Source organism: Pedobacter suwonensis, assembly GCF_007833675.1.
GTDB classification, from domain to species: domain Bacteria; phylum Bacteroidota; class Bacteroidia; order Sphingobacteriales; family Sphingobacteriaceae; genus Pedobacter; species Pedobacter suwonensis.
This window is the reverse complement of record NZ_CP031708.1, coordinates 2,599,795-2,618,947: the sequence shown is the minus strand read 5'-3', so window position 1 is coordinate 2,618,947 and position 19,153 is coordinate 2,599,795. Positions and strand designations below refer to the sequence as shown.

General features: G+C 38.8%; 18 protein-coding genes and 1 tRNA gene. 7 read left to right on the top strand and 12 right to left on the bottom strand.

What is annotated here, in order from left to right; all coding sequences use genetic code 11:
• Positions 1 to 78: 78 nt before the first annotated feature.
• The 6 genes from DV942_RS10580 to DV942_RS10555 all read right to left on the bottom strand — a co-directional run bounded on the left by DV942_RS10580 (position 79) and on the right by DV942_RS10555 (position 4,713).
• Positions 79 to 1,698, bottom strand: coding sequence for a glycoside hydrolase family 3 protein (locus DV942_RS10580; RefSeq protein WP_403001967.1), 1,620 nt, complete (start codon positions 1,696 to 1,698; stop codon positions 79 to 81).
• 189 nt (positions 1,699 to 1,887) lie between these two features.
• Complete coding sequence (gene nadD, locus DV942_RS10575) at positions 1,888 to 2,463, bottom strand: nicotinate (nicotinamide) nucleotide adenylyltransferase (RefSeq protein WP_145857372.1); 576 nt, start codon at positions 2,461 to 2,463, stop codon at positions 1,888 to 1,890.
• Between the two features lie 136 nt (positions 2,464 to 2,599).
• Positions 2,600 to 2,983 carry a type II toxin-antitoxin system VapC family toxin gene (locus tag DV942_RS10570; protein WP_145857370.1) on the bottom strand — a complete coding sequence of 128 codons (384 nt, stop codon included), beginning with the start codon at positions 2,981 to 2,983 and terminating at the stop codon, positions 2,600 to 2,602.
• Complete coding sequence (gene vapB / locus DV942_RS10565; RefSeq protein ID WP_145857367.1) at positions 2,983 to 3,186, bottom strand: type II toxin-antitoxin system VapB family antitoxin; 204 nt, start codon at positions 3,184 to 3,186, stop codon at positions 2,983 to 2,985. Before vapB ends, DV942_RS10570 begins: the two co-directional genes overlap by 1 nt.
• Positions 3,187 to 3,222: 36 nt before the next feature.
• Positions 3,223 to 3,789, bottom strand: coding sequence for a guanylate kinase (gmk, locus tag DV942_RS10560; protein ID WP_145857365.1), 567 nt, complete (start codon positions 3,787 to 3,789; stop codon positions 3,223 to 3,225).
• A 60-nt stretch (positions 3,790 to 3,849) separates the two neighbouring features.
• Positions 3,850 to 4,713 carry a YicC/YloC family endoribonuclease gene (locus tag DV942_RS10555; RefSeq protein WP_090984255.1) on the bottom strand — a complete coding sequence of 288 codons (864 nt, stop codon included), beginning with the start codon at positions 4,711 to 4,713 and terminating at the stop codon, positions 3,850 to 3,852.
• A gap of 497 nt (positions 4,714 to 5,210) precedes the next feature.
• On the opposite strand from DV942_RS10555, the gene DV942_RS10550 reads away from it, so the two are divergent.
• Together DV942_RS10550 and DV942_RS10545 are read left to right on the top strand one after the other, a co-directional pair.
• Positions 5,211 to 5,927: a hypothetical protein gene (locus DV942_RS10550; RefSeq protein ID WP_145857363.1), complete on the top strand. Its 717-nt coding sequence runs from the start codon at positions 5,211 to 5,213 to the stop codon at positions 5,925 to 5,927.
• A 6-nt stretch (positions 5,928 to 5,933) separates the two neighbouring features.
• A complete protein-coding gene (locus DV942_RS10545; RefSeq protein WP_090984251.1) occupies positions 5,934 to 6,644 on the top strand; it encodes a hypothetical protein in 711 nt (236 codons plus the stop codon).
• A 957-nt stretch (positions 6,645 to 7,601) separates the two neighbouring features.
• Here the strand turns inward: DV942_RS10545 and rnc are convergent.
• The 3 genes from rnc to DV942_RS10530 all read right to left on the bottom strand — a co-directional run bounded on the left by rnc (position 7,602) and on the right by DV942_RS10530 (position 9,936).
• On the bottom strand, positions 7,602 to 8,330 hold the full coding sequence (gene rnc / locus DV942_RS10540) for a ribonuclease III (RefSeq protein WP_090984249.1): 729 nt from the start codon (positions 8,328 to 8,330) through the stop codon (positions 7,602 to 7,604).
• 94 nt (positions 8,331 to 8,424) lie between these two features.
• Positions 8,425 to 9,678 carry a beta-ketoacyl-ACP synthase II gene (fabF, locus tag DV942_RS10535; protein WP_145857361.1) on the bottom strand — a complete coding sequence of 418 codons (1,254 nt, stop codon included), beginning with the start codon at positions 9,676 to 9,678 and terminating at the stop codon, positions 8,425 to 8,427.
• Positions 9,679 to 9,699: 21 nt separating this feature from the next.
• Positions 9,700 to 9,936 (bottom strand): acyl carrier protein, encoded by a 237-nt coding sequence (locus tag DV942_RS10530; RefSeq protein ID WP_008508386.1) that lies wholly within the window; start codon positions 9,934 to 9,936, stop codon positions 9,700 to 9,702.
• A gap of 158 nt (positions 9,937 to 10,094) precedes the next feature.
• Here DV942_RS10530 and DV942_RS10525 point away from each other — a divergent pair, with 158 nt between their 5' ends.
• The 3 genes from DV942_RS10525 (at position 10,095) to DV942_RS10515 (ending at position 12,580) form a co-directional block, all read left to right on the top strand.
• Entirely contained in the window at positions 10,095 to 10,514 is a 420-nt protein-coding gene (locus DV942_RS10525) for an IPExxxVDY family protein (protein ID WP_090984244.1), read from the top strand.
• Positions 10,515 to 10,664: 150 nt separating this feature from the next.
• On the top strand, positions 10,665 to 12,095 hold the full coding sequence (pyk, locus tag DV942_RS10520; protein WP_090984242.1) for a pyruvate kinase: 1,431 nt from the start codon (positions 10,665 to 10,667) through the stop codon (positions 12,093 to 12,095).
• 398 nt (positions 12,096 to 12,493) lie between these two features.
• Positions 12,494 to 12,580, top strand: a tRNA-Ser gene (locus DV942_RS10515).
• A gap of 46 nt (positions 12,581 to 12,626) precedes the next feature.
• Here DV942_RS10515 and DV942_RS10510 read toward each other — a convergent pair.
• Positions 12,627 to 13,760: an FAD-dependent oxidoreductase gene (locus DV942_RS10510; RefSeq protein WP_145857358.1), complete on the bottom strand. Its 1,134-nt coding sequence runs from the start codon at positions 13,758 to 13,760 to the stop codon at positions 12,627 to 12,629.
• A gap of 84 nt (positions 13,761 to 13,844) precedes the next feature.
• Between DV942_RS10510 and DV942_RS10505 the strand changes: the two genes are divergently transcribed.
• Positions 13,845 to 14,807, top strand: coding sequence for a helix-turn-helix transcriptional regulator (locus DV942_RS10505; protein ID WP_186462468.1), 963 nt, complete (start codon positions 13,845 to 13,847; stop codon positions 14,805 to 14,807).
• 80 nt (positions 14,808 to 14,887) lie between these two features.
• Here DV942_RS10505 and DV942_RS10500 read toward each other — a convergent pair whose 3' ends face one another.
• Both DV942_RS10500 and DV942_RS10495 read right to left on the bottom strand, forming a co-directional pair.
• Positions 14,888 to 15,775, bottom strand: coding sequence for a helix-turn-helix domain-containing protein (locus tag DV942_RS10500; RefSeq protein WP_145857356.1), 888 nt, complete (start codon positions 15,773 to 15,775; stop codon positions 14,888 to 14,890).
• Positions 15,776 to 15,783: 8 nt separating this feature from the next.
• A complete protein-coding gene (locus tag DV942_RS10495) occupies positions 15,784 to 16,788 on the bottom strand; it encodes an aldo/keto reductase (protein ID WP_145857355.1) in 1,005 nt (334 codons plus the stop codon).
• Between the two features lie 200 nt (positions 16,789 to 16,988).
• Here DV942_RS10495 and DV942_RS10490 point away from each other — a divergent pair, with 200 nt between their 5' ends.
• A complete protein-coding gene (locus DV942_RS10490; RefSeq protein WP_244950878.1) occupies positions 16,989 to 19,124 on the top strand; it encodes a S9 family peptidase in 2,136 nt (711 codons plus the stop codon).
• Positions 19,125 to 19,153: the final 29 nt, after the last annotated feature.

The following is a 19,153-nucleotide window of genomic DNA, read 5'->3' as shown; positions in this document are numbered from 1 at the left end:
TTATCTGTCACTCATATTGATTTTATACAATAGTTATCCCAGTAACAAAAAATATGATATTTTGTGGGCAGCGTAAAGCTAAAGCCCATCCCCAAATTTATAATATGGAGCCACACTCACGGGTAACTTACCCGTAGGTACCAAGCGGTTGTTAATTACTGCAGCAGCCGAAATCTGCATGTAATCTTCTTTTTGATAGGCAACTACCAAACCTTTGCTATTTTCTAACCCGGACAAGCCAGCCAAGTTATACGGATTTGCAAACAAGGCAAAAACAGCATTTTTGGTCGATAATTCTTTAATAAAATTCTTAACACCTGCATTCAGCTGTATATTATTTGCAGGCCTTGACCTGCTATCATGAATGCCTACAATTACCTGGTCAAATGCACTGATTTCACGAGCGATGTTTGAAATTTGAGCTGCACCGGCGTCTTTGTCCAAAACATAATAAACAGAGTTGTAATAACCTTTCGATATCTCTTTCTGAAAGGTAGTTACAGATGGTACACCAATACTGATAATCGCTGTTCTCCTGATAGGGATAAGGCGTTTAATATAATCTTTACCTTTGAGCAAAGTTACTGATGCATTTGCCAGTTCCTGCACTAAAGCACTGCTCGAATTGCGGTTTACACCTGCAACAATACCTTGGGTTACAATCGTATCGCGTTTAGCTAAACCCGCCCAGTATTTTGCAGTTAGGATCTTCCGCACGCTTTGGTCAATCTCAGCCATACTTACACGATCATGTCTTACCGCTTTACGTACCAACTTAATGGCTCTATCACTGTTTTCAGAAAGTTCTATGATGTCATTACCTGCAATAATCCCCATCAGATCAGCTTCGCCATTTTTAAAGTATTTTACTACCCCTTTCATATCCATCGCATCTGAAATAATCAGCCCTTTAAAGCCTAATTTCTGCTTTAAAATACCAGTAACAATAGGCTTAGAGAGTGTAGATGGTACATTTGGAGTATTATCTAAAGAGGGGATGTTCATGTGGGCAATCATTACTCCGGACGCGCCTTGTTTGATCAGTTCTTTAAATGGATACATTTCTAAGGTATCCAAACGTGTAGCAGAGAAAGTAAGCTGCGGTAAATCATAATGTGAATCAACATCGGTATCGCCATGACCGGGGAAGTGTTTCAACGTCGTTAATAAACCTCCATCCTGCATACCTTTCATATAGGATGCAACTTTACTCGTCACATTATATTTGTTTTCGCCGAAAGAACGGTAGTTAATTACCGGGTTTTTAGGATTATTGTTAATATCCGCATCAGGAGCTAGGTTCATCTGCATCCCCAGTCGCTTATAGTCTTTAGCTATTTCCAAGCCCATTTTATACAATAGCTCCTTATTTTGGATGGCACCTAAAGTCATTTGGTAAGGATAAGAGATGGTACTGTCTAAGCGCATACCCAAGCCCCATTCCCCGTCGTTTGCCACAATAAGCGGTACCCTGCTCAGTTTCTGATAGGCATTGGTGGCAATGGCTTGCCTGCCCGGTCCACCCTGAAAAAAGATCACTCCGCCCAATTGTTCGCGTTTAATTACCTGGCCAACCGAGTCGGTATATTTTTGACCCAGGTTGGTATGAGCACGTACAAAAAACATCTGTGCAATACGCTCTCTGCGGTTTAATTTATTAAAAACCGAATCGACCCATTTTGGTTGATTGGCTAACATTTCTAAATAGGATTTTTGTTGTGCGCTGCCCGAAAATGCAACTCCGCATAGGGCAATGAGGATAAAAAGATTTTTTTTCACTTATTTTTTGGATCAGTTAGCTAAATTAATAAACCAAAGCCGTATTGAACAAAAACCCGTCCAATTAACGAATTTAATACAGTAGGTTTTAAAAAAATATCCTGCAGATTAAGATCTGTACATTCCCTTGCCCTCAATAAAGTCAATTACTTTATCAGGCAGGAAAAACTGTATATTTTTTTTCTCTTTGATGGCTTTTCGGATAAAGGTTGATGAAATTTCCATTAAGGGAGTGTTTGTAAAAGTGATGGAGGGGTGGTTTTTCCATGCGTCCACATCTGCTCCCGGACGGGGATAAACATAGATATGATAGTTTTTGAGTAACACCTCATAGTTCTTCCATTTTTTAAAAGAAACGAGATTATCAGCGCCCATGATCAGTACAAATTCTTTCTCAGGATATTTTTCATGGAGATAGGTTAGCGTATCAATGGTATAAGAAGGCTGTGGTAATGCAAATTCGATATCACTAACGCGGATATGTTCTGCGGTTTCGGTAGCTAATTTGGCCATTTCCAAGCGATCGTACATGTTGGTCAAGCCACTTTTGTCTTTTAAAGGATTGTGTGGAGAAAGCACCAGCCATACTTCATCAAGTGCCGTGTGGTTCGCCATATAATTGGCGATAATTAAATGCCCGGTATGGATAGGGTTGTAAGAACCGAAGAAAAGACCAGTTTTCATGTTTGCGGTTTTCAGTATATATTTGTCATCAGTACAAACGTAGCCGAAGTAGTTATTTTAAAAAAAAGATTGCTTCGGCTTTGTGCGCCTTTTTCATCGCTCGGTTCGCAATGACGGATTTATTTATATTATTAGTTTACCAGCGTATTTTAATCTTATAAAAGCTGAAATTTTGGTCTTTTGTCAAAATAGTTAAATCTTCTGAGATTCCTTGAGCGATCAAAATCCTGTCAAATGGATCACGATGATGAAAATCTAATTCGTTTAATTTAACAATATGATCAAATGAAATTGGTAATATTTCTATTTGATTCTGATCCAGAAAATCTAAAATTCTATCGAAGTCAGCATTTAATGAAAGTTTATTTAGTTTGCATTTGATCGCAATTTCCCAAATACTGGCAATACTGATAAAACATTGATTTTTTAGATTCTTAATTTCATCAATTAACTCATTCGGCAAAGATGAATCTCCATTTATAAACCAGATAAATGTATGCGTATCTAACAGAAACTGCATTACATATAATCTTTAAAGTCTTCTAATGGTTCATCAAAATCGGCAGACATTTTAAAGAAATCTTTGGCATAGCCAAATTGTCTTTCTTTCAGTTTTTTACTGGCTTTCGATTTTTTCTTTAAGGATGAGACAAACTCAGATACTTGCTTCTTCAGGTCTGAAGGCAATGAAGATATTTGGCTATACAATTGAATATCAGTCATCAATCAAATATAAGGATTTCTACACGCTTAGGAAAACTATTTCTTCAAGAAATCCCCGACCAATTGCTCTGCTTCTGCGCAAGCGGTGGCTAAATCGTAATTTTTTAAGATCACATCAAACTTATCTGCATAAAGCAATTCTTTTTCGGCTTTGATAAAACGTTCCTGTAATTTTTCAGGGCTGTCGGTTCCGCGGCCGCTTAAACGTTCCTTTAATACCTCTAATGATGGCGGCTGAACGAAAATAGCCAAGGCATCATTTTCATACTTTCTTTTTAAACGGATGCCGCCTTCAACATCGATATCGAAAATAACGTGTTTGCCTTCATTCCAGATGCGCTCTATTTCTGAGCGTAGTGTTCCGTAAAAGGTGCCGTTATATACTTCTTCAAACTCTACAAACTCCTGGTGGGCAACTTTGTGTAAAAATTCTTCCTTGGTAATAAAATAATAATCGTTTTCATGTGTTTCATCACCTCTCAATTCTCTGGTAGTTGCAGAAATGGAAAAGCTCAGTTCAGGAAACTTCTTTAATAAATGATGTACTATGGTGGTTTTACCTGCTCCTGATGGTGCTGAAAATATGATTAATTTGCCTTGCATGCTTTTAAAAGTTTTGCGATTGGCGTCTGGCAGTAAGCGTTTACCGCTTTCCGCCTAACACTACAACACATTCAGTAACTGTTCTTTTATCTTTTCTAATTCTTCTTTCATTCCTACCACAAACTGCTGCATCTGAGCATCATTCGCTTTAGCGCCCATGGTATTGATTTCTCTACCTATTTCTTGCGAAATGAAACCCATTTTTTTGCCGTTTGCTTCTTTGCTTGCCAGAGTCTGCAAGAAATAATCGCAATGGCTTTTTAAACGTGTTTTTTCTTCGGTAATATCAATTTTATCGATGTAGTAGATCAATTCCTGTTCAAAACGGTTTTGATCAATATTTACCTTACCTACTGCATCTTCTAAAAACTGGTTAAATTTATCGCGGATGGCTGTAATCCTTTTAGGCTCCAGTTCTTCCACCGATTTAAAGTACGACAGGATATTTTTAATCCGCAGTTCCAGATCTGCCTTCAAAACAGCGCCTTCATCTTCCCTGAATTGGTTGAAGTTGGCCAGGGCTTCGGTAAAAATCTGGTACAGCTGGTTCCACTCATCTTCGCTAACACTTTCTTCCTTGTAACTAATTACATCAGGAAAAGTTAAGGCTGTTTGCAATAAATTACTGCTATCAGCACCCAATTCGTTATTAACAGCAACAAGTTGCTGGTAGTAATGACCCAATAAAGCGGTGTTAATAGTAGCACCTGTAACCTCGCCGTTAGTGCGTTCTATCGTGATGCTTAAACTTACCTTTCCGCGCTCTATATCTTTGCTGCAGATATTGCGTAGAATCAGCTCCTTATCTGAAAATGCCTTTGGGTATTTTAAATTCAGCTCCAGGAATTTACTGTTGAGTGATTTGATTTCGACACTATACTTTGCGTTTGCATAATCGGCTGTTGCTAAGCCGTATCCTGTCATGGATTTTATCATGCGCAAAGATAGGGTTTTAAGCCGAAAGGAGAAATAATAATGGTTAAGGGGCTAGAATTATAGCTTATCAGATAAAATAGCTTTATGATTATAAAAACAGCGTTCAGTATTTCTTCGGCTAGTGAAGCCCTGCTCGCCATTACATGTCCTTGCTACGCTGCAGTTTTTCATTTCAATCAGGTTCAAGCAAAAAGTGCTACTGCTTTTGGCAAGGGCTATTGCCCATTTGGTACGGGACTTCTATTCCTGTGCTAAAAATGCCATTAGTTTTTTCATAGGATTAACGTTTATTTAACAGTTTGCATGCTTAACAAATCTTATTTTTACAACTTGTTGTAAATAGGATGGCTTTCAAACTTTTTTTATAAAGCTTATGATTTTCTGACCAAGGTGTAGAATGATGCGTAAAAAAACAAAAGCTTAATCACTGTTGATATAGAACCTAAGCCACGCTATCTGATCATTTAATTTGCCAGTTTTAAACAATGAAGCATTTGAAGATTATTCTTTTATTCATCATTTTAATAAAAGGTATAAAACTCAACGCCCAGGATTTTTTGCTAAAAGGAGTGGTGATTGAAAAAGGTTCTAATGTGCGTGTTGCTTTAGCAGCGATAACCAATATCCGAAGTAAAATGGGTGCAAGCAGCAACGATATCGGCATGTTCCAGTTAAATGCCAGAGTCGGTGATACGCTTTTTATCCAGAAAAAAAACTTAAATGATCAAAAAGTAGTTGTTAAAACAGCTGATGACCTGGTTGTTTTTTTGGTTAAGGGCAGCACTATGCTGGCAGAAGTGACGGTTAAAGGGCAGACCAAAAAGCAGGAAATGGAAGAAATTAAGCGGGATTTGAAACATAACGGCTCTTTCTTTGCTGGTAAACCACCATTAATTTTATTAAATCCGCTTGGTGGCAGCCCGATAACATTTTTTTATGAGCTTTTTGGGAAAACACCGGCAAGAGCACGTAAATTTAGCCGTTATTACAAAAAGGAGTTAAGTTTGATCGAAGTAGACAAGTTTTTTAATAAAAACCTGGTTGCAGACAATACAACATTAACAGGGAAAGACCTCGACAAATTTCTGCTCGATTATTACCCAACACGCAGCATGACCATTAATTGGAGCAATTATGATGCGGTTAAATACATTAAAGAGTCGGCTAAGAAATACACCGATACTTTAACGCACACAAATTAGCATAACATGAGAAACGTTAAATCTGCCTTCATAATCTTTGTTTTTACCTTAATCGGCTTTGTGGCAAAAGCGCAAGACTTTATTGTGAGAGGTGTGGTTATCGAGAAAGGCTCAAATGTTAGAATTGCATTATCGGAGATTACGAATTTGCGTACCGGTATCGGTGTTGGCAGTAATGATATTGGGATGTTTCAACTGAAAGCCAGAATTGGTGATACACTTTTGGTAACTAAAAGGGACCTGATTGATCAGCGCGTAGCGGTAAGCAGTGAAAAGGACCTGGTCGTTTATCTGGTTAGAGGAAGTACCACATTGGCCGATGTAACCATTCGGGGCAATACAAAACAGCAAGACCTGAATGAGATTAAGCAGGAGTTTAAGAATAAGGGTGTATACAATGGCGGTAAAACTACGTTCCTGTCGGCTATATTTAGTCCTTTAAATGCACTTTATAACCTCTTTGGAACTGACCCTAAAAATGCCCGGAGATTTAGCCGGTATGCGGATAATGAGATTAAACAATCGCAGATCGATGTATACTTTAATCAAAGCATCATTAAAAATAATACTGAATTAAGAGGCGATACCTTAGAAAGATACATGCTCAATTGTCGTCCTGAATTTAATAAAGCGCAGTACTGGAACAGTTACGATTACATCAAGTATATTAAAGAATCTTCGAAAAAATTTACAGATACGCTTGGGAAGGGGAAGTAGTTTAGTCCTTAGTCAGGAGTCTTTAGTCTGGAGTCCGTTAAGCAGTTTGCAGTTAGCGGCTTGCCGTTTGCAGTTACTCATGATCTAATCTGAGGTTTGGATTCAGTTAACAAAGTTTCAACAATTAACCGATTAAGCAGTATACAGTTTGCAGTGAGCGGTTTGCAGCTAGTCATAAACTAGTCTGAGGTTTGGATTCAGTTAACAAAGTTTCAACAATTAACCGATTAAGCAGTATACAGTTTGCAGTGAGCGGTTTGCAGCTAGTCATAAACTAGTCTGAGGTTTGGATTTCAGTTAACCAGTTTCAACAATTAACCGATTAAACAGTATTCAGTTTCCAGTTAGCGGTTTGCAGTTACTCATGATCTGATCTGAGGTTTGAATTTTTCAGTTAACCAGTTTCAACAATTAACCAATTAAACAGTATACAGTTTGCAGTTAGCGGTTAGCGGTTTGCAGTTACTCATGATCTGAGGTTTGGATTCAGTTAACAAAGTTTCAACAATTAACCGATCGGGCAGTATACAGTTTGCGGTTTGCAGTTACTCATGATCTGATCTGAGGTTTTGATTTCAGTTAACCAGTTTCAACAATTAACCGATCGGGCAGTATACAGTTTGCAGTTAGCGGTTAGCAGTTACTCAAGATCTAATCTGAGGTTTGGATTCAGTTAACAAAGTTTCAACAATTAACCTATTAAGCAGTATACAGTTTGTAGTGAGCGGTTTGCAGTTACTTATGATCTGATCTGAGATTTGGATTTCACTTAACCAGTTTCAACAATTAACCGATTAAACAGTATACAGTTTCCAGTTAGCGGTTAGAGGTTTGCAGTTACTCATGATCTGAGGGTTGGATTTCAGTTAACCAGTTTCAACAATTAACCGATTAAACAGTATACAGTTAGCGGTTTGCCTTTACTGATGAACAAATGACCAGTGAGCGGATGAACTATTAAATACTAAGCATCTCACAAGCTTTTTCTGCAGCAAGTTTTTCAGCATTTTTTTTGTTATAATCTCTGCCGGTACCTACTTTTTCGCCTTCTACCACTGCACTGATGGTAAATAATTTAGTGCTTTCGCCTTCACCGTTTTCAGCCAGTTCGAACAATACATCCTTACCATGGCGCTGGCACCACTCAATTAACTTACTTTTAAAATTGGTTTCCGTGAGTTCAAGGGTATGGATATCGATATGGGGTTTTACAATTCTCCGCAATAAAAACTCTTTGGTAAAATTGTAGCCTTTATCCATATAAATGGCACCCACAATAGCTTCAAAAGCGTCGCCCAACATTGAGTTGTGTTTTGTCTGTATACTAACGGAACGCTGATCAAACTGGATAAGCTTATCAAAACCAATTTTTTTTGCCAGTTGGTTTAAATTAGCCCGGTTTACGATTTTTGAGCGCATCTCGGTTAAAAAACCTTCTTCTTTGTAGGGATAGTGTTTGAAAAGTAGCTCTGCAATTACTGAACCTAACACAGCATCGCCTAGAAATTCTAAGCGTTCATTGCTGCTCCTGCTTCCATTTTTTAAGATTTTTGCTGCAGAACGATGTCTGAACGCCATTTTATAAAGCGTAACATTACCCGGAACAAAGCCTAAAATATTTTTCAGCTTTTTAACAAACTCCTTTTCAGGAGAAAGATAGAGTTTATATAATTTTAATATCGGCATTAAATAAATAACACAATTAACGGCTAATTAGCATATTTAACTAAGTTATCTATTTTTAATTAGCATACAAAATTATATACCAGCGCAGTTTTAATTAATCTTCGTATTTTTTGAAAATTACAGAAGCATTGTGGCCACCAAAGCCGAATGTATTACTTAAAGCAGCTCTAACAGTACGTTTCTGTGCTTTGTTGAAAGTAAAATTCAGTTTAGGATCAAATGCAGGATCATCTGTAAAATGATTGATTGTTGGAGGAACAATATCATTTTTAACAGCAAGGATTGCCGCTATGGCCTCAACAGCTCCGGCTGCACCCAAAAGGTGGCCAGTCATCGATTTGGTTGAGCTGATATTTAAACGGTAAGCATCATCACCAAACAATGTACCAATGGCTTTGGTTTCGCTAATGTCACCCAGTGGTGTAGAAGTACCGTGTACATTGATATAATCTATATCAGCAGTTGTTAAACCAGCGTCTTTCAGTGCATTGCTCATTACCATTCTTGCGCCTAAACCTTCTGGATGTGGCGCTGTGATGTGATTGGCATCTGCACTCATTCCACCGCCAACAAGTTCTGCATAAATTTTTGCACCTCTTGCTTTAGCGTGTTCAAGCTCTTCTAAGATAATGGTTCCTGCACCTTCACCCGCTACGAAGCCATCGCGGTCTTTATCAAAAGGGCGCGATGCTGTTGAAGGATCTTCATTACGTGTTGATAATGCATGCATGGCATTAAAGCCACCCATGCCTGCTTCATTGATGATTGCTTCTGAACCGCCACTGATAATGACATCAGCCATACCCAAACGGATATAGTTAAATGCATCAATCATGGCATTTGTTGAAGAAGCACATGCTGAAACAGTTGCAAAATTTGGCCCACGCAGGCCATATTTTATCGAAATATGGCCTGGAGCAATATCTACGATCATTTTAGGAATAAAGAATGGATTGTACCTTGGGGTACCATCTCCCTTGGCGAAATTTGAAATTTCATCCAGGAAAGTTTTCAATCCACCTATGCCTGCACCCCAGATTACGCCGATCCGGTTGGTATCTAATTTTTCAAAATCAAAACCACCATCTTTTACAGCCTCATCTGTTGCTACAAGAGCATATTGTACAAACGGATCTAGCTTGCGGGCTTCTTTTTTCTCCAAAAAGTCTTCAGGATTAAAATTTTTAACCTCGCATGCGAATTTGGTTTTGAATTTTTCAGTATCAAAACCTTTAATAGGAGCAGCGCCACTCACCCCGTTAGTCAACCCTTCCCAAAAATCGGGAACATTATTGCCTATAGGAGTGAGCGCACCCAACCCTGTTACTACTACTCTTTTTAATTCCATTTATACTGAAAAAGCGTAATTCTATTTAACGTTTTTTTCCAAATAAGCAATTGCCTGGCCAACTGTACCGATGGTTTCAGCCTGATCATCAGGAATAGCTACATTGAATTCTTTTTCAAATTCCATAATCAATTCTACGGTATCTAAAGAATCTGCACCTAAATCGTTGGTGAATGAAGCCTCTGGCGTAACTTCGCTTTCGTCAACACCTAGTTTTTCTACGATAATAGCCTTAACTCTTGAAGCAATATCAGACATAATTTTATAATTTAATGGTTAAATAATTCTGTGCAAAGAAAAATAAATTCTTACAATTTTCAAATGTTTTTATTTCGATACGTAATTTTGGTACCTCAATAACACAGCGAATATAGAATTAGTTTTTTAATTTCGTTCTGTAAATAATTTATTTCGCTTTGAATAAGACTTACCTAAAACTTACCTTAGACCTTGATTTTACACTAATTGCGATCACAGCACCCCTAAAAGACTATGTGCTTTGCCACAAAATTAATACCCGGTTAAATACCCAGTTTGAAAAAATAGAGGACCACGAAATATTTTTTAATATCGATGAACCCGCCTGGTCTTTTTCTAAATATTACTTTTTTGTAGAGCAGGGTGAAGTAGAATACTATTTAATCTGCAATAAAAGCAGCGATGGCTTCCTGATTCCGGAGATGAGCAAGGTAGATTTTTTTATCATTATTAAAGAATTTATTGATAAGGAAGATTTGGATTATTTAATTAATGGATTGAATAAACTTCCTGATATACAGGTAGCTGCAAAGATAGATCCGACGAAATTAAAGAGCCGTGAAAATTTGGTAATATAAAAATTATACACATGGTGTATTAAATACACTATATTTGGCAGTTACAAACAAAGAACTAAAAAACAAAATATATAAAATTTAATGCAGTTTGATTATTTTAGATAATAATTAGTGCTTTCTTTAAACTGCATTCCTAAAATCAATTAATAAATGAAACCTTTTCATTCGAGAACTAAAATTGTTGCCACGCTTGGGCCTGCATCAGCAAAACCAGATGTATTATATAGTATGTTTAACGCAGGGTTAGATGTTTGCCGTCTAAATTTTTCACACGGATCACAGGCAGATCACCAGGCGGTTTTGGATACCATCCGCGATTTGAATAAAAAATATGAGTATAATGTAGGTATTCTTGCTGATTTACAGGGGCCTAAAATCCGTATTGGTTTAGTAAAAGAAGGCGGCATTAACCTGATCAATGGAACTACTACCGTAATTACAACGAACGAATGCATCGGTAACGAAGAACGCATTTACATTACTTACCAAAACTTCCCTCAGGATGTTCAGGCTGGCGAAATTATACTTCTGGATGATGGAAAGCTTCAGATGAAAGTGATTTCTACCAATTTAAAAGATGAAGTAGTTTGTGAAGTTGTTCATGGTGGAATTTTAACTTCCAGAAAAGGTGTTAACCTGCCAAATACTAAAGTTTCTATTCCTTCTTTAACTCCTGAAGACCGTGAAAACTTAGAATTTGTTCTGGAAAACGATGTAGAATGGATCGGTTTATCTTTCGTGCGTAAGGCAGAAGACATTATCGAACTTAAAAAGATTATTGCTGAGCGTGGTAAAACTGCCCGCGTAATTGCTAAAATAGAAAAACCAGAGGCTATTGCTAATATTGATGAAATTATTGCGGTAACTGATGGTATTATGGTTGCCCGTGGCGATTTGGGTGTTGAATGTCCGATGGAAGAAGTTCCATTGTTACAGAAAATGATTGTTGCGAAATGTAGGGCAGCTTCTAAACCGGTAATTGTAGCAACCCAGATGCTGGAAAGTATGATCACAACCCCACGTCCAACACGTGCAGAGGTAAATGACGTAGCTAACTCTGTTTTGGATGGTGCTGATGCGGTAATGTTAAGTGGTGAAACTTCAGTTGGAGAATTTCCGCTGATTGTGATCGAAACCATGCAAAAAATTATTCAGAACATTGAAGAGAACAATTATCCTTTCCATCCTGATAAGTTTTTAAAACCAAAATCACCTTCTTTCTTAAGCGATGCGATTTGTGATTCGGCTTGTTTCTTAGCGAAACAGACCAATGCAGTAGGTATTGTATCGATGACTTTAAGTGGTTATACTGCTTTCGAAATTTCAAGCCACCGTCCGGAAGCCCTAACTTTTATTTTTACCAGCAACAGGGCATTATTAAATGCGGTAAGTTTGCTTTGGGGGGTAAGAGGTTTCTACTATGATAATTGGGAAAGTACTGATAATACCATTATTGAAGTAAACGAATTCTTGAAAAGTAAAAAGTTGGTTAAACAAGGTGATATCATCATCAATACCGCCGCTATTCCAATCGAAGCAAAAGGCAAAACCAATATGTTAAAAATTACCGTTATAGATTAATTATATATAATTTATTACAAGGCGCTTCATTTTAAATGAGGCGCCTTTTTTTTTATGCCTGATCTTTTAAACATCAGGCTAATCGCTTATCCTTATCAAAAGATATACTACGGATTTAATTTAGATTTTAGTCGGGTAGAATTGTCATAAGTCCGACGAAACCCCGGCTTAAGTCCGGCGAAAGTCCGTTAAAGGAGTCTAGCCGTCTTTTTTGCGAACCGTCGTTTCGACCGCAGTGGAGAAATATTTGCAATGTGTTTTATACGACTTCAGCTTTAAAAAAAACAAGCGGTTAAACGGGATATAACTTAACAAAAGAATAAATTCATCAGACCGAATTTCTTGTCATTAATTTTTATGGAGATATGAATAAAAAAATTACTTTTGCAGTCCAATACGGAGAGGTGTCTGAGTGGTCGAAAGAGCAAGCCTGGAAAGTTTGTATACTGGCAACGGTATCGAGGGTTCGAATCCCTCTCTCTCCGCTGAAAGGGGTGATTTTTTAAATCACCCCTTTTTACCTTAATCACCTTAACGGATAAACTTCTCGAAAGTGAAATCTGGCTGATGCATTTCTATTTCGTTCCTTACTGATGCAAGTTGTGCCTCGTTGGCATAAATAAACATTTGTTTTTCATAATCATTAATAGCATCTGCTAAGTTTTCAAATTTTCCTTCAGTTAAGTTATCTGCTAAAATTAATGCATCCATTAGCCCGGTATTTACACCTTCGCCTGCAAAAGGCGGCATTAAATGCGCAGCATCTCCGATAAGCGTAATCGGCAAAGGGCGGTCTTTTTTCCAGGGTTTATCCAGTGATAATATTCTTGTCGGCAAGCCCCAGAAAGAAGAGGTTGAACGGAATAATTGTTTGTAATGTTCATTCCAGTCCATAAACCTCTCTAAAAGAAACGTTCGGATACTGTCCTGATCCTGAAAGTTTAAACCATTATAATCATCACCCCAATTTTCAGGCTTTTTAAAAATCACACCATAGGTTAACGCACTCTTATTATCGGGGTTTGTTACCAATAAATTTCCTTTGTAGGCAGCCATTAACCGGTTACCATTACAGAGTCGGAAAAATTCAGGACAATTTATTTCAGGTTGAGCTACATCGCCTTGTATGATAAAAGTTCCGGTGTTTTCAGCGACTGTGTCCGTAACATATTTCCTTATCTTAGACATTCCGCCATTGGCCACGATAACAAAATCAGCAATTCCTAATGTTTCGTTTTCAAATCGCAAATGCCATTTTTCATCACATACCTTGAGTTTCTTGCATCTGCTGTCCCAGATCACCGTACCCTGTTTCAACGTGTTTAGCAGTACTTTTCTAAGGGCATTTCTGTTTATTTCAGGATTATCGTATTGATTTTCCGGTGTAACTTGTTTGGTCAATAATATTTTTCCTTTTTCGTCTGTGATCGTCATCCCCATAGGCTTTGCTATGGCGTAATAACTTTCCAGTAAACCAGCTTTTTTCATCACTTTCTGCCCTGAATCTTTGTGTAAATCGAGCGTACCGCCCCAAATTCTGGCTTGTGGATCTTTATCCCTTTCGTAAACGCTTACATCTATGCCTTTTTGCTGTAATAATATCGCCATGGTCAGGCCGACTGGCCCCGAACCGATTATAGCCACTTTTTTTTCTTTTAGTATCATTGCCTTTAATTGATACACAAAATTATTAGTCAATTTAGGTATAAAATAGCTATATTAGACCTAAAAACAGTCGTAAAAGACTTTATGGAAATTGAAGATCAGACGGTTCCGCAAGTGCTGAAAAGATTAGCCCGCCTATTGGGAACAAAATTAAAAAATACAAGATTAGAGATTCCACCGCAGTTTGGCAGTGGATACTGTATCGGATTTGTTTTTAATGAATACATCCGTATGCTTATTAGTAACTATGAGCTCAATAAAGATGTAATTGTTGAAAATCCTGATATCAATGTTGCTAAGAAGACGATATTTTTCAAGTTTCAAAATATATTTCCCAGAGCAGAAACGTCACCGCCCCTCAGGCATACAATACCATCGGTATTAATAGGAACCAGTCGGATCAATACAGATGATGTGATTACGATCCATTCCAATACTGCTACCATTACTATAGAAGTTGATGTGGATTATCTGAACAGTTTGTTTACTGCCTCACAAGAATCATCGGTTTTGAAAGGCCTTTTGCAGAATGAACGCCCTCTTCTGTTTGAACAGATTATGTGGCCTTCTTTACAAAAAAATGTGGATGAAATCTTGTCTGAACCGGCCAATGAAACCTTTAAACTTTTCTTTTTAAGGGTAAAGGCCGAAGAACTGATTTGCAGGTTATTGATGGAGCTGGAAAATCGCGGTGAAAAACAATTACTTGCCTTAAACATTCATGATTTACAAGCCATTTACCGCGTAAAACAGCAAATGCTTGAACATTTAGAAACGCCGCCAATGATTAAAGACCTCGCATTTGTTGCTCATATGAGTCCAACTAAACTGAAACGTTTATTCAGGCAAATTTTTGGCGACAGCATTTTCAATTATTATCAGAGATTTAGAATGCAGGAAGCCGCCTTTTTGCTAAGAACGGAGCAGCTATCTGTTTCAGCTGCTGGTTACCGGATGGGTTTCACAAACCTCAGCCATTTTTCAAGAATATTTAAAGCGCATATTGGCATGAACCCAAAACATTATGCATTAAAGGGTTCAAACTAAATGCATGCAACATATCATCTTCCGTTATGCTAATAAAATCTAACAGTCAGACAGAATCAAATTCTGTTTTTCGCCTCTGGTTAGTTAAAAGCCTGACGAAATTCCAGCGGAGACAGATTTGTCTTTCTTTTGAAAAGTGTGCTGAAGGATTGTGCATGCTCAAAGCCGAGGGCGTAAGCGATTTCGCTGACTGAAAGATTAGTGGTAGAAAGTTGTTCTTTCGCTTTCGCAATCAGTTTTTCGTGAATGTGCTGCTGTGTGTTCTGTCCGGTATGAATCCGAAGCAGATCACTCAGGTAGTTCGGCGACAGGTTCATCTGTGTTGCAATATAGTGTACCGTGAGTAAAGTGTTTATATCGCTGTTAAAATAGTCGTCTATCAACTGCTCAAACCTGGTTAGAAGTGCAAAGTTATTGTTTTTGCGGGTCAAAAACTGCCGCTCATAAAAACGGTTGGAATATTTTAAGAGGCTTTCAACCTGTGTCAGGATGATCTCCTGGGTATGTTTATCGATATGCCGGCACTCCTTATCAATTTTATGGAGAATCGTGATCAGGTCATCTTCTTCCTCTGCCGATAAATGTAGTGCCTCGTTAACCGCGTAATCGAAAAAACCATATTGATGAATGCTATTCGCAAGAGGATGCTGTAACAGAAAGTCCGGATGGAAGATCAGGAGGTAACCAGACCCACATTCCATACTTTGCAGGTCTAGTTGTTGCACCTGGTTGGGCGCGGTAAAACTCAATACGCCTTTATCATAATCATAATGCTGTTGCCCGTACCTGATTTTACCCTTAGCTTCGCGTTTAAGCGCTATGCAATAAAAGCGGTTAACGAAACCTTTCCAGATTTCATCTTCCAAAAAAACGCTATGTGCCAGGTTAATTACGCTCACCAGCGGATGGTGGGGTTCTGGCAGCGAGAGTAAGCGGTGAAATTCTGATAAGGAGTTAATGGCGTTCATAAACAAATTTAATCAATTAAACCCATACTAAACTCATCATAAGGCGCACCGGTATCTGTACCCAATGGTACGATACTTTCCAGTTGTGAAAGATCCGATTCGGTCAACTCAATGTTGGTTGCTGCTATGTTTTGTTCCAAATACTTTGTGCGTTTCGTTCCAGGAATAGGTAAAATTCCCTTGCTCATGATCCAGGCTAAAGCCAGCTGCGAAGATGTGACGTTTTTTGTTTCAGCCATAGCTTCGATTGCTTTAACCAATTCGATATTCTTGTTGAACATTTCGCCTTGGAAACGTGGAATCGCTCTTCTAAAATCGTTTTCCGGCAGGTCGCTGATGCTTTTGATCTGGCCGGATAGAAAACCACGGCCCAGTGGTGAGTAAGCGACGAAGCCGATACCCAGTTCATTTAACGTGGTTAAAACCCCGCGCTCTTCTACTGTTCGTTCAAATAAAGAGTATTCGCTTTGCACGGCGGTAACCGGATGTACGGCATGCGCCCGCTTAACGGTTTCAGACGATACTTCTGACAAGCCGATGTAGCCTATCTTACCTTCTTTAACCAGCTCGGCCATGGCTTCAACTGTTTCCTCAATCGGCGTATTTTTATCCAGGCGGTGCAGGTAATACAGATCGATGTAATCGGTATTAAGGTTTTTTAACGAACGCTCCAAAGATTTCTTTACATAATCCTTTTTGCCATTAATGGCCCAGGTTACTTTATTGTTATCGTCGATTTCCCAGCCAAACTTGGTGGCCAAAATATATTGATCTCGTTTCCCGCTGATGGCCTTCGCGATAAGCTGTTCGTTTTTCAGCGGGCCGTACAGATCGGCAGTGTCCAAAAAATTACCGCCCAACTCGAGTGAACGGTGAATCGTTGCAATGGCTTCATGCTCGTCCGAAGGGCCATATATGTGCCCTGCTTCAAAGCCTGTCATACCCATACAGCCAAGCCCAATCATTGGTACAACCAAACCCTGGTTGCCCAATGCCATTTGTTTTATTTCCATAATCCAAAGATCAGCAAGCCAAACTGAGCTGATGTATGCAAATCCCCGAAGTTTGTAAGCAAATCAAGGAATTACGGCATAGATGTTTGTTTGTTGCATTTCTCACTACCCGACCTCATCTAAGGACCTGTTATTTTGTATCATGATTAATACCAATCGTTTGCCAAAACAGTCTTATTTTTATCGCAAGATTAACTAACATGATGAATAAATATTGGTTTACTGTAACAGCTTGTACGCTGGCTTTTACAGCAAATGCCCAACAGAAAGCTTTAACCGTTAAAGATTACGAAAGGGCTGAAAGTTTGATGAGCTACAATACCGCAAAATACATCGATCATGCCACTGTGCAACCAAACTGGCTTGAAGGAGATAAATTTTGGTACAGCACTAAAGTAAATGGTAATGAACAGGCTTTTTTGGTAGATCCGGTAAAGAAAACAAAAACTTTAACTACCGATTATAAAGGTAGTGCGATGCCATCACGTCGAGGGCTTAGCTGGAGCGAGGTATTATCTCCTGACGGGAAAAAGGCAATATTGATTAAAGATTATAACCTTTTTGTTAAAGATATAGCCACCGGAAAATTAACCCAGTTAACTACTGACGGCATTAAGGATTATGGTTACGCAACCGATAATGCAGGTTGGAAGCATAGTGATGCGCCAATTCTGCGCTGGTCACCTGATTCGAAAAAAATTGCCACTTTTCAGCAAGATCAGCGGAATTCGAAAGATATGTACCTGGTAACAACCAATGTTGGAGCACCAACATTAAAAGCCTGGAAATATCCTTTGCCTGGCGATAAACAAATTGCAACGATCAGGAGGGTGATCATTGATGTAGAAAATCCAAAAGTAATTTCACTTACTATTCCTGCAGATCCACATCGGGCCACCTTAAGCGATGATATTTCGAGCAGTGGCACTTTTGATGATATTGATTGGAAAACGGATGGTACGGAAGTGGCATTTGTATCTACTTCCCGCGATCATAAAAATGAAAAATTCCGCATTGCCAACACCACAACCGGCGCCGTTCGCGAAGTTTTCGAAGAAACTGTTAAAACGCAATACGAATCCGGGCAGGGTGCCATTAACTGGCGTTATCTTCCTGCCTCTAAAGAGATTATCTGGTATTCGGAAAGGGATAACTGGGGACACCTTTATTTGTATGATTCTGGTAATGGAAAATTAAAGAATCAGATTACCAAAGGCGATTTCGTGGTTACACGTTTAGTTAAGGTTGATGAAAAGACGCGTACACTTTATTTCTTTGCCAACGGTCGCGAAAAAGGTAATCCTTATTTCAGTTACCTGTATAAAATTGGTTTCGATGGTAAAAATTTGACGCTTTTGACACCAGAAGTTGGCAATCACCAGGTTGTATTTTCGCCATCTTTCGCATATTTTGTTGATAGCTACTCGCAACCTGATGTTCCTGCAGTTACTGTTTTAAGAAATATTAGTGGTAAACTGATTAGTACTTTAGAAAAAACAGATGTTTCCAGGTTAACTGCTACAGGCTGGAAAGCACCAGCTCCGGTTTCGGTGAAAGCCAAAGATGGCAAAACTGATATTTATGGTCTGGTTTTTACGCCAACAAAAATGGATGCCAATCAGAAATACCCGGTTATCGATTATATTTATCCGGGGCCTCAGGGTGGTAGCGTAGGCAGTTGGGCCTTCGTTGCTTCGCGTGGGGATCACCAGGCTTTGGCCGAGCTGGGCTTTATTGTGGTGGTTATGGAAGGAACCAGTAATCCTGGCCGTTCTAAAAGTTTCCATGATATGAGTTACGGCAATATGGCCGAGAATACCTTGCCAGATCAGATTGCAGCCATCAGGCAACTATCTGTAAAATATCCCATCGATACCAACAAGGTAGGCATCTGGGGGCATTCAGGCGGAGGTTTTGCAACCGCTGCTGCGATGTTCCGTTACCCTGATTTTTTCAAGGTAGGCATTTCCGAATCAGGTAATCATGATAATAGAAACTACGAGGACGATTGGGGCGAGCGCTATAATGGTTTGGTAGAAAATTCGGATTATGAAGCACAGGCCAACCAGAATTATGCTAAAAACCTAAAAGGAAAATTAATGTTAGTGCATGGTATGATGGATGATAATGTGCCGCCTTATAATACACTATTAGTTGTTGAGGCATTGGAAAAGGCCAATAAATCTTTCGACCTGGTTATTTTTCCAAACAGTGCGCATGGTTACGGTGCCTACTCGCCATATATGATGCGCCGCCGCTGGGATTATTTTGTTCAACATCTTTTAGGAGCAGAGCCGCCGAAAGATTACCAAATGAAAGGCCCTTCGGCAAGATAATTTTTTTAGCGGCTGTGTTGTTTTTAGTA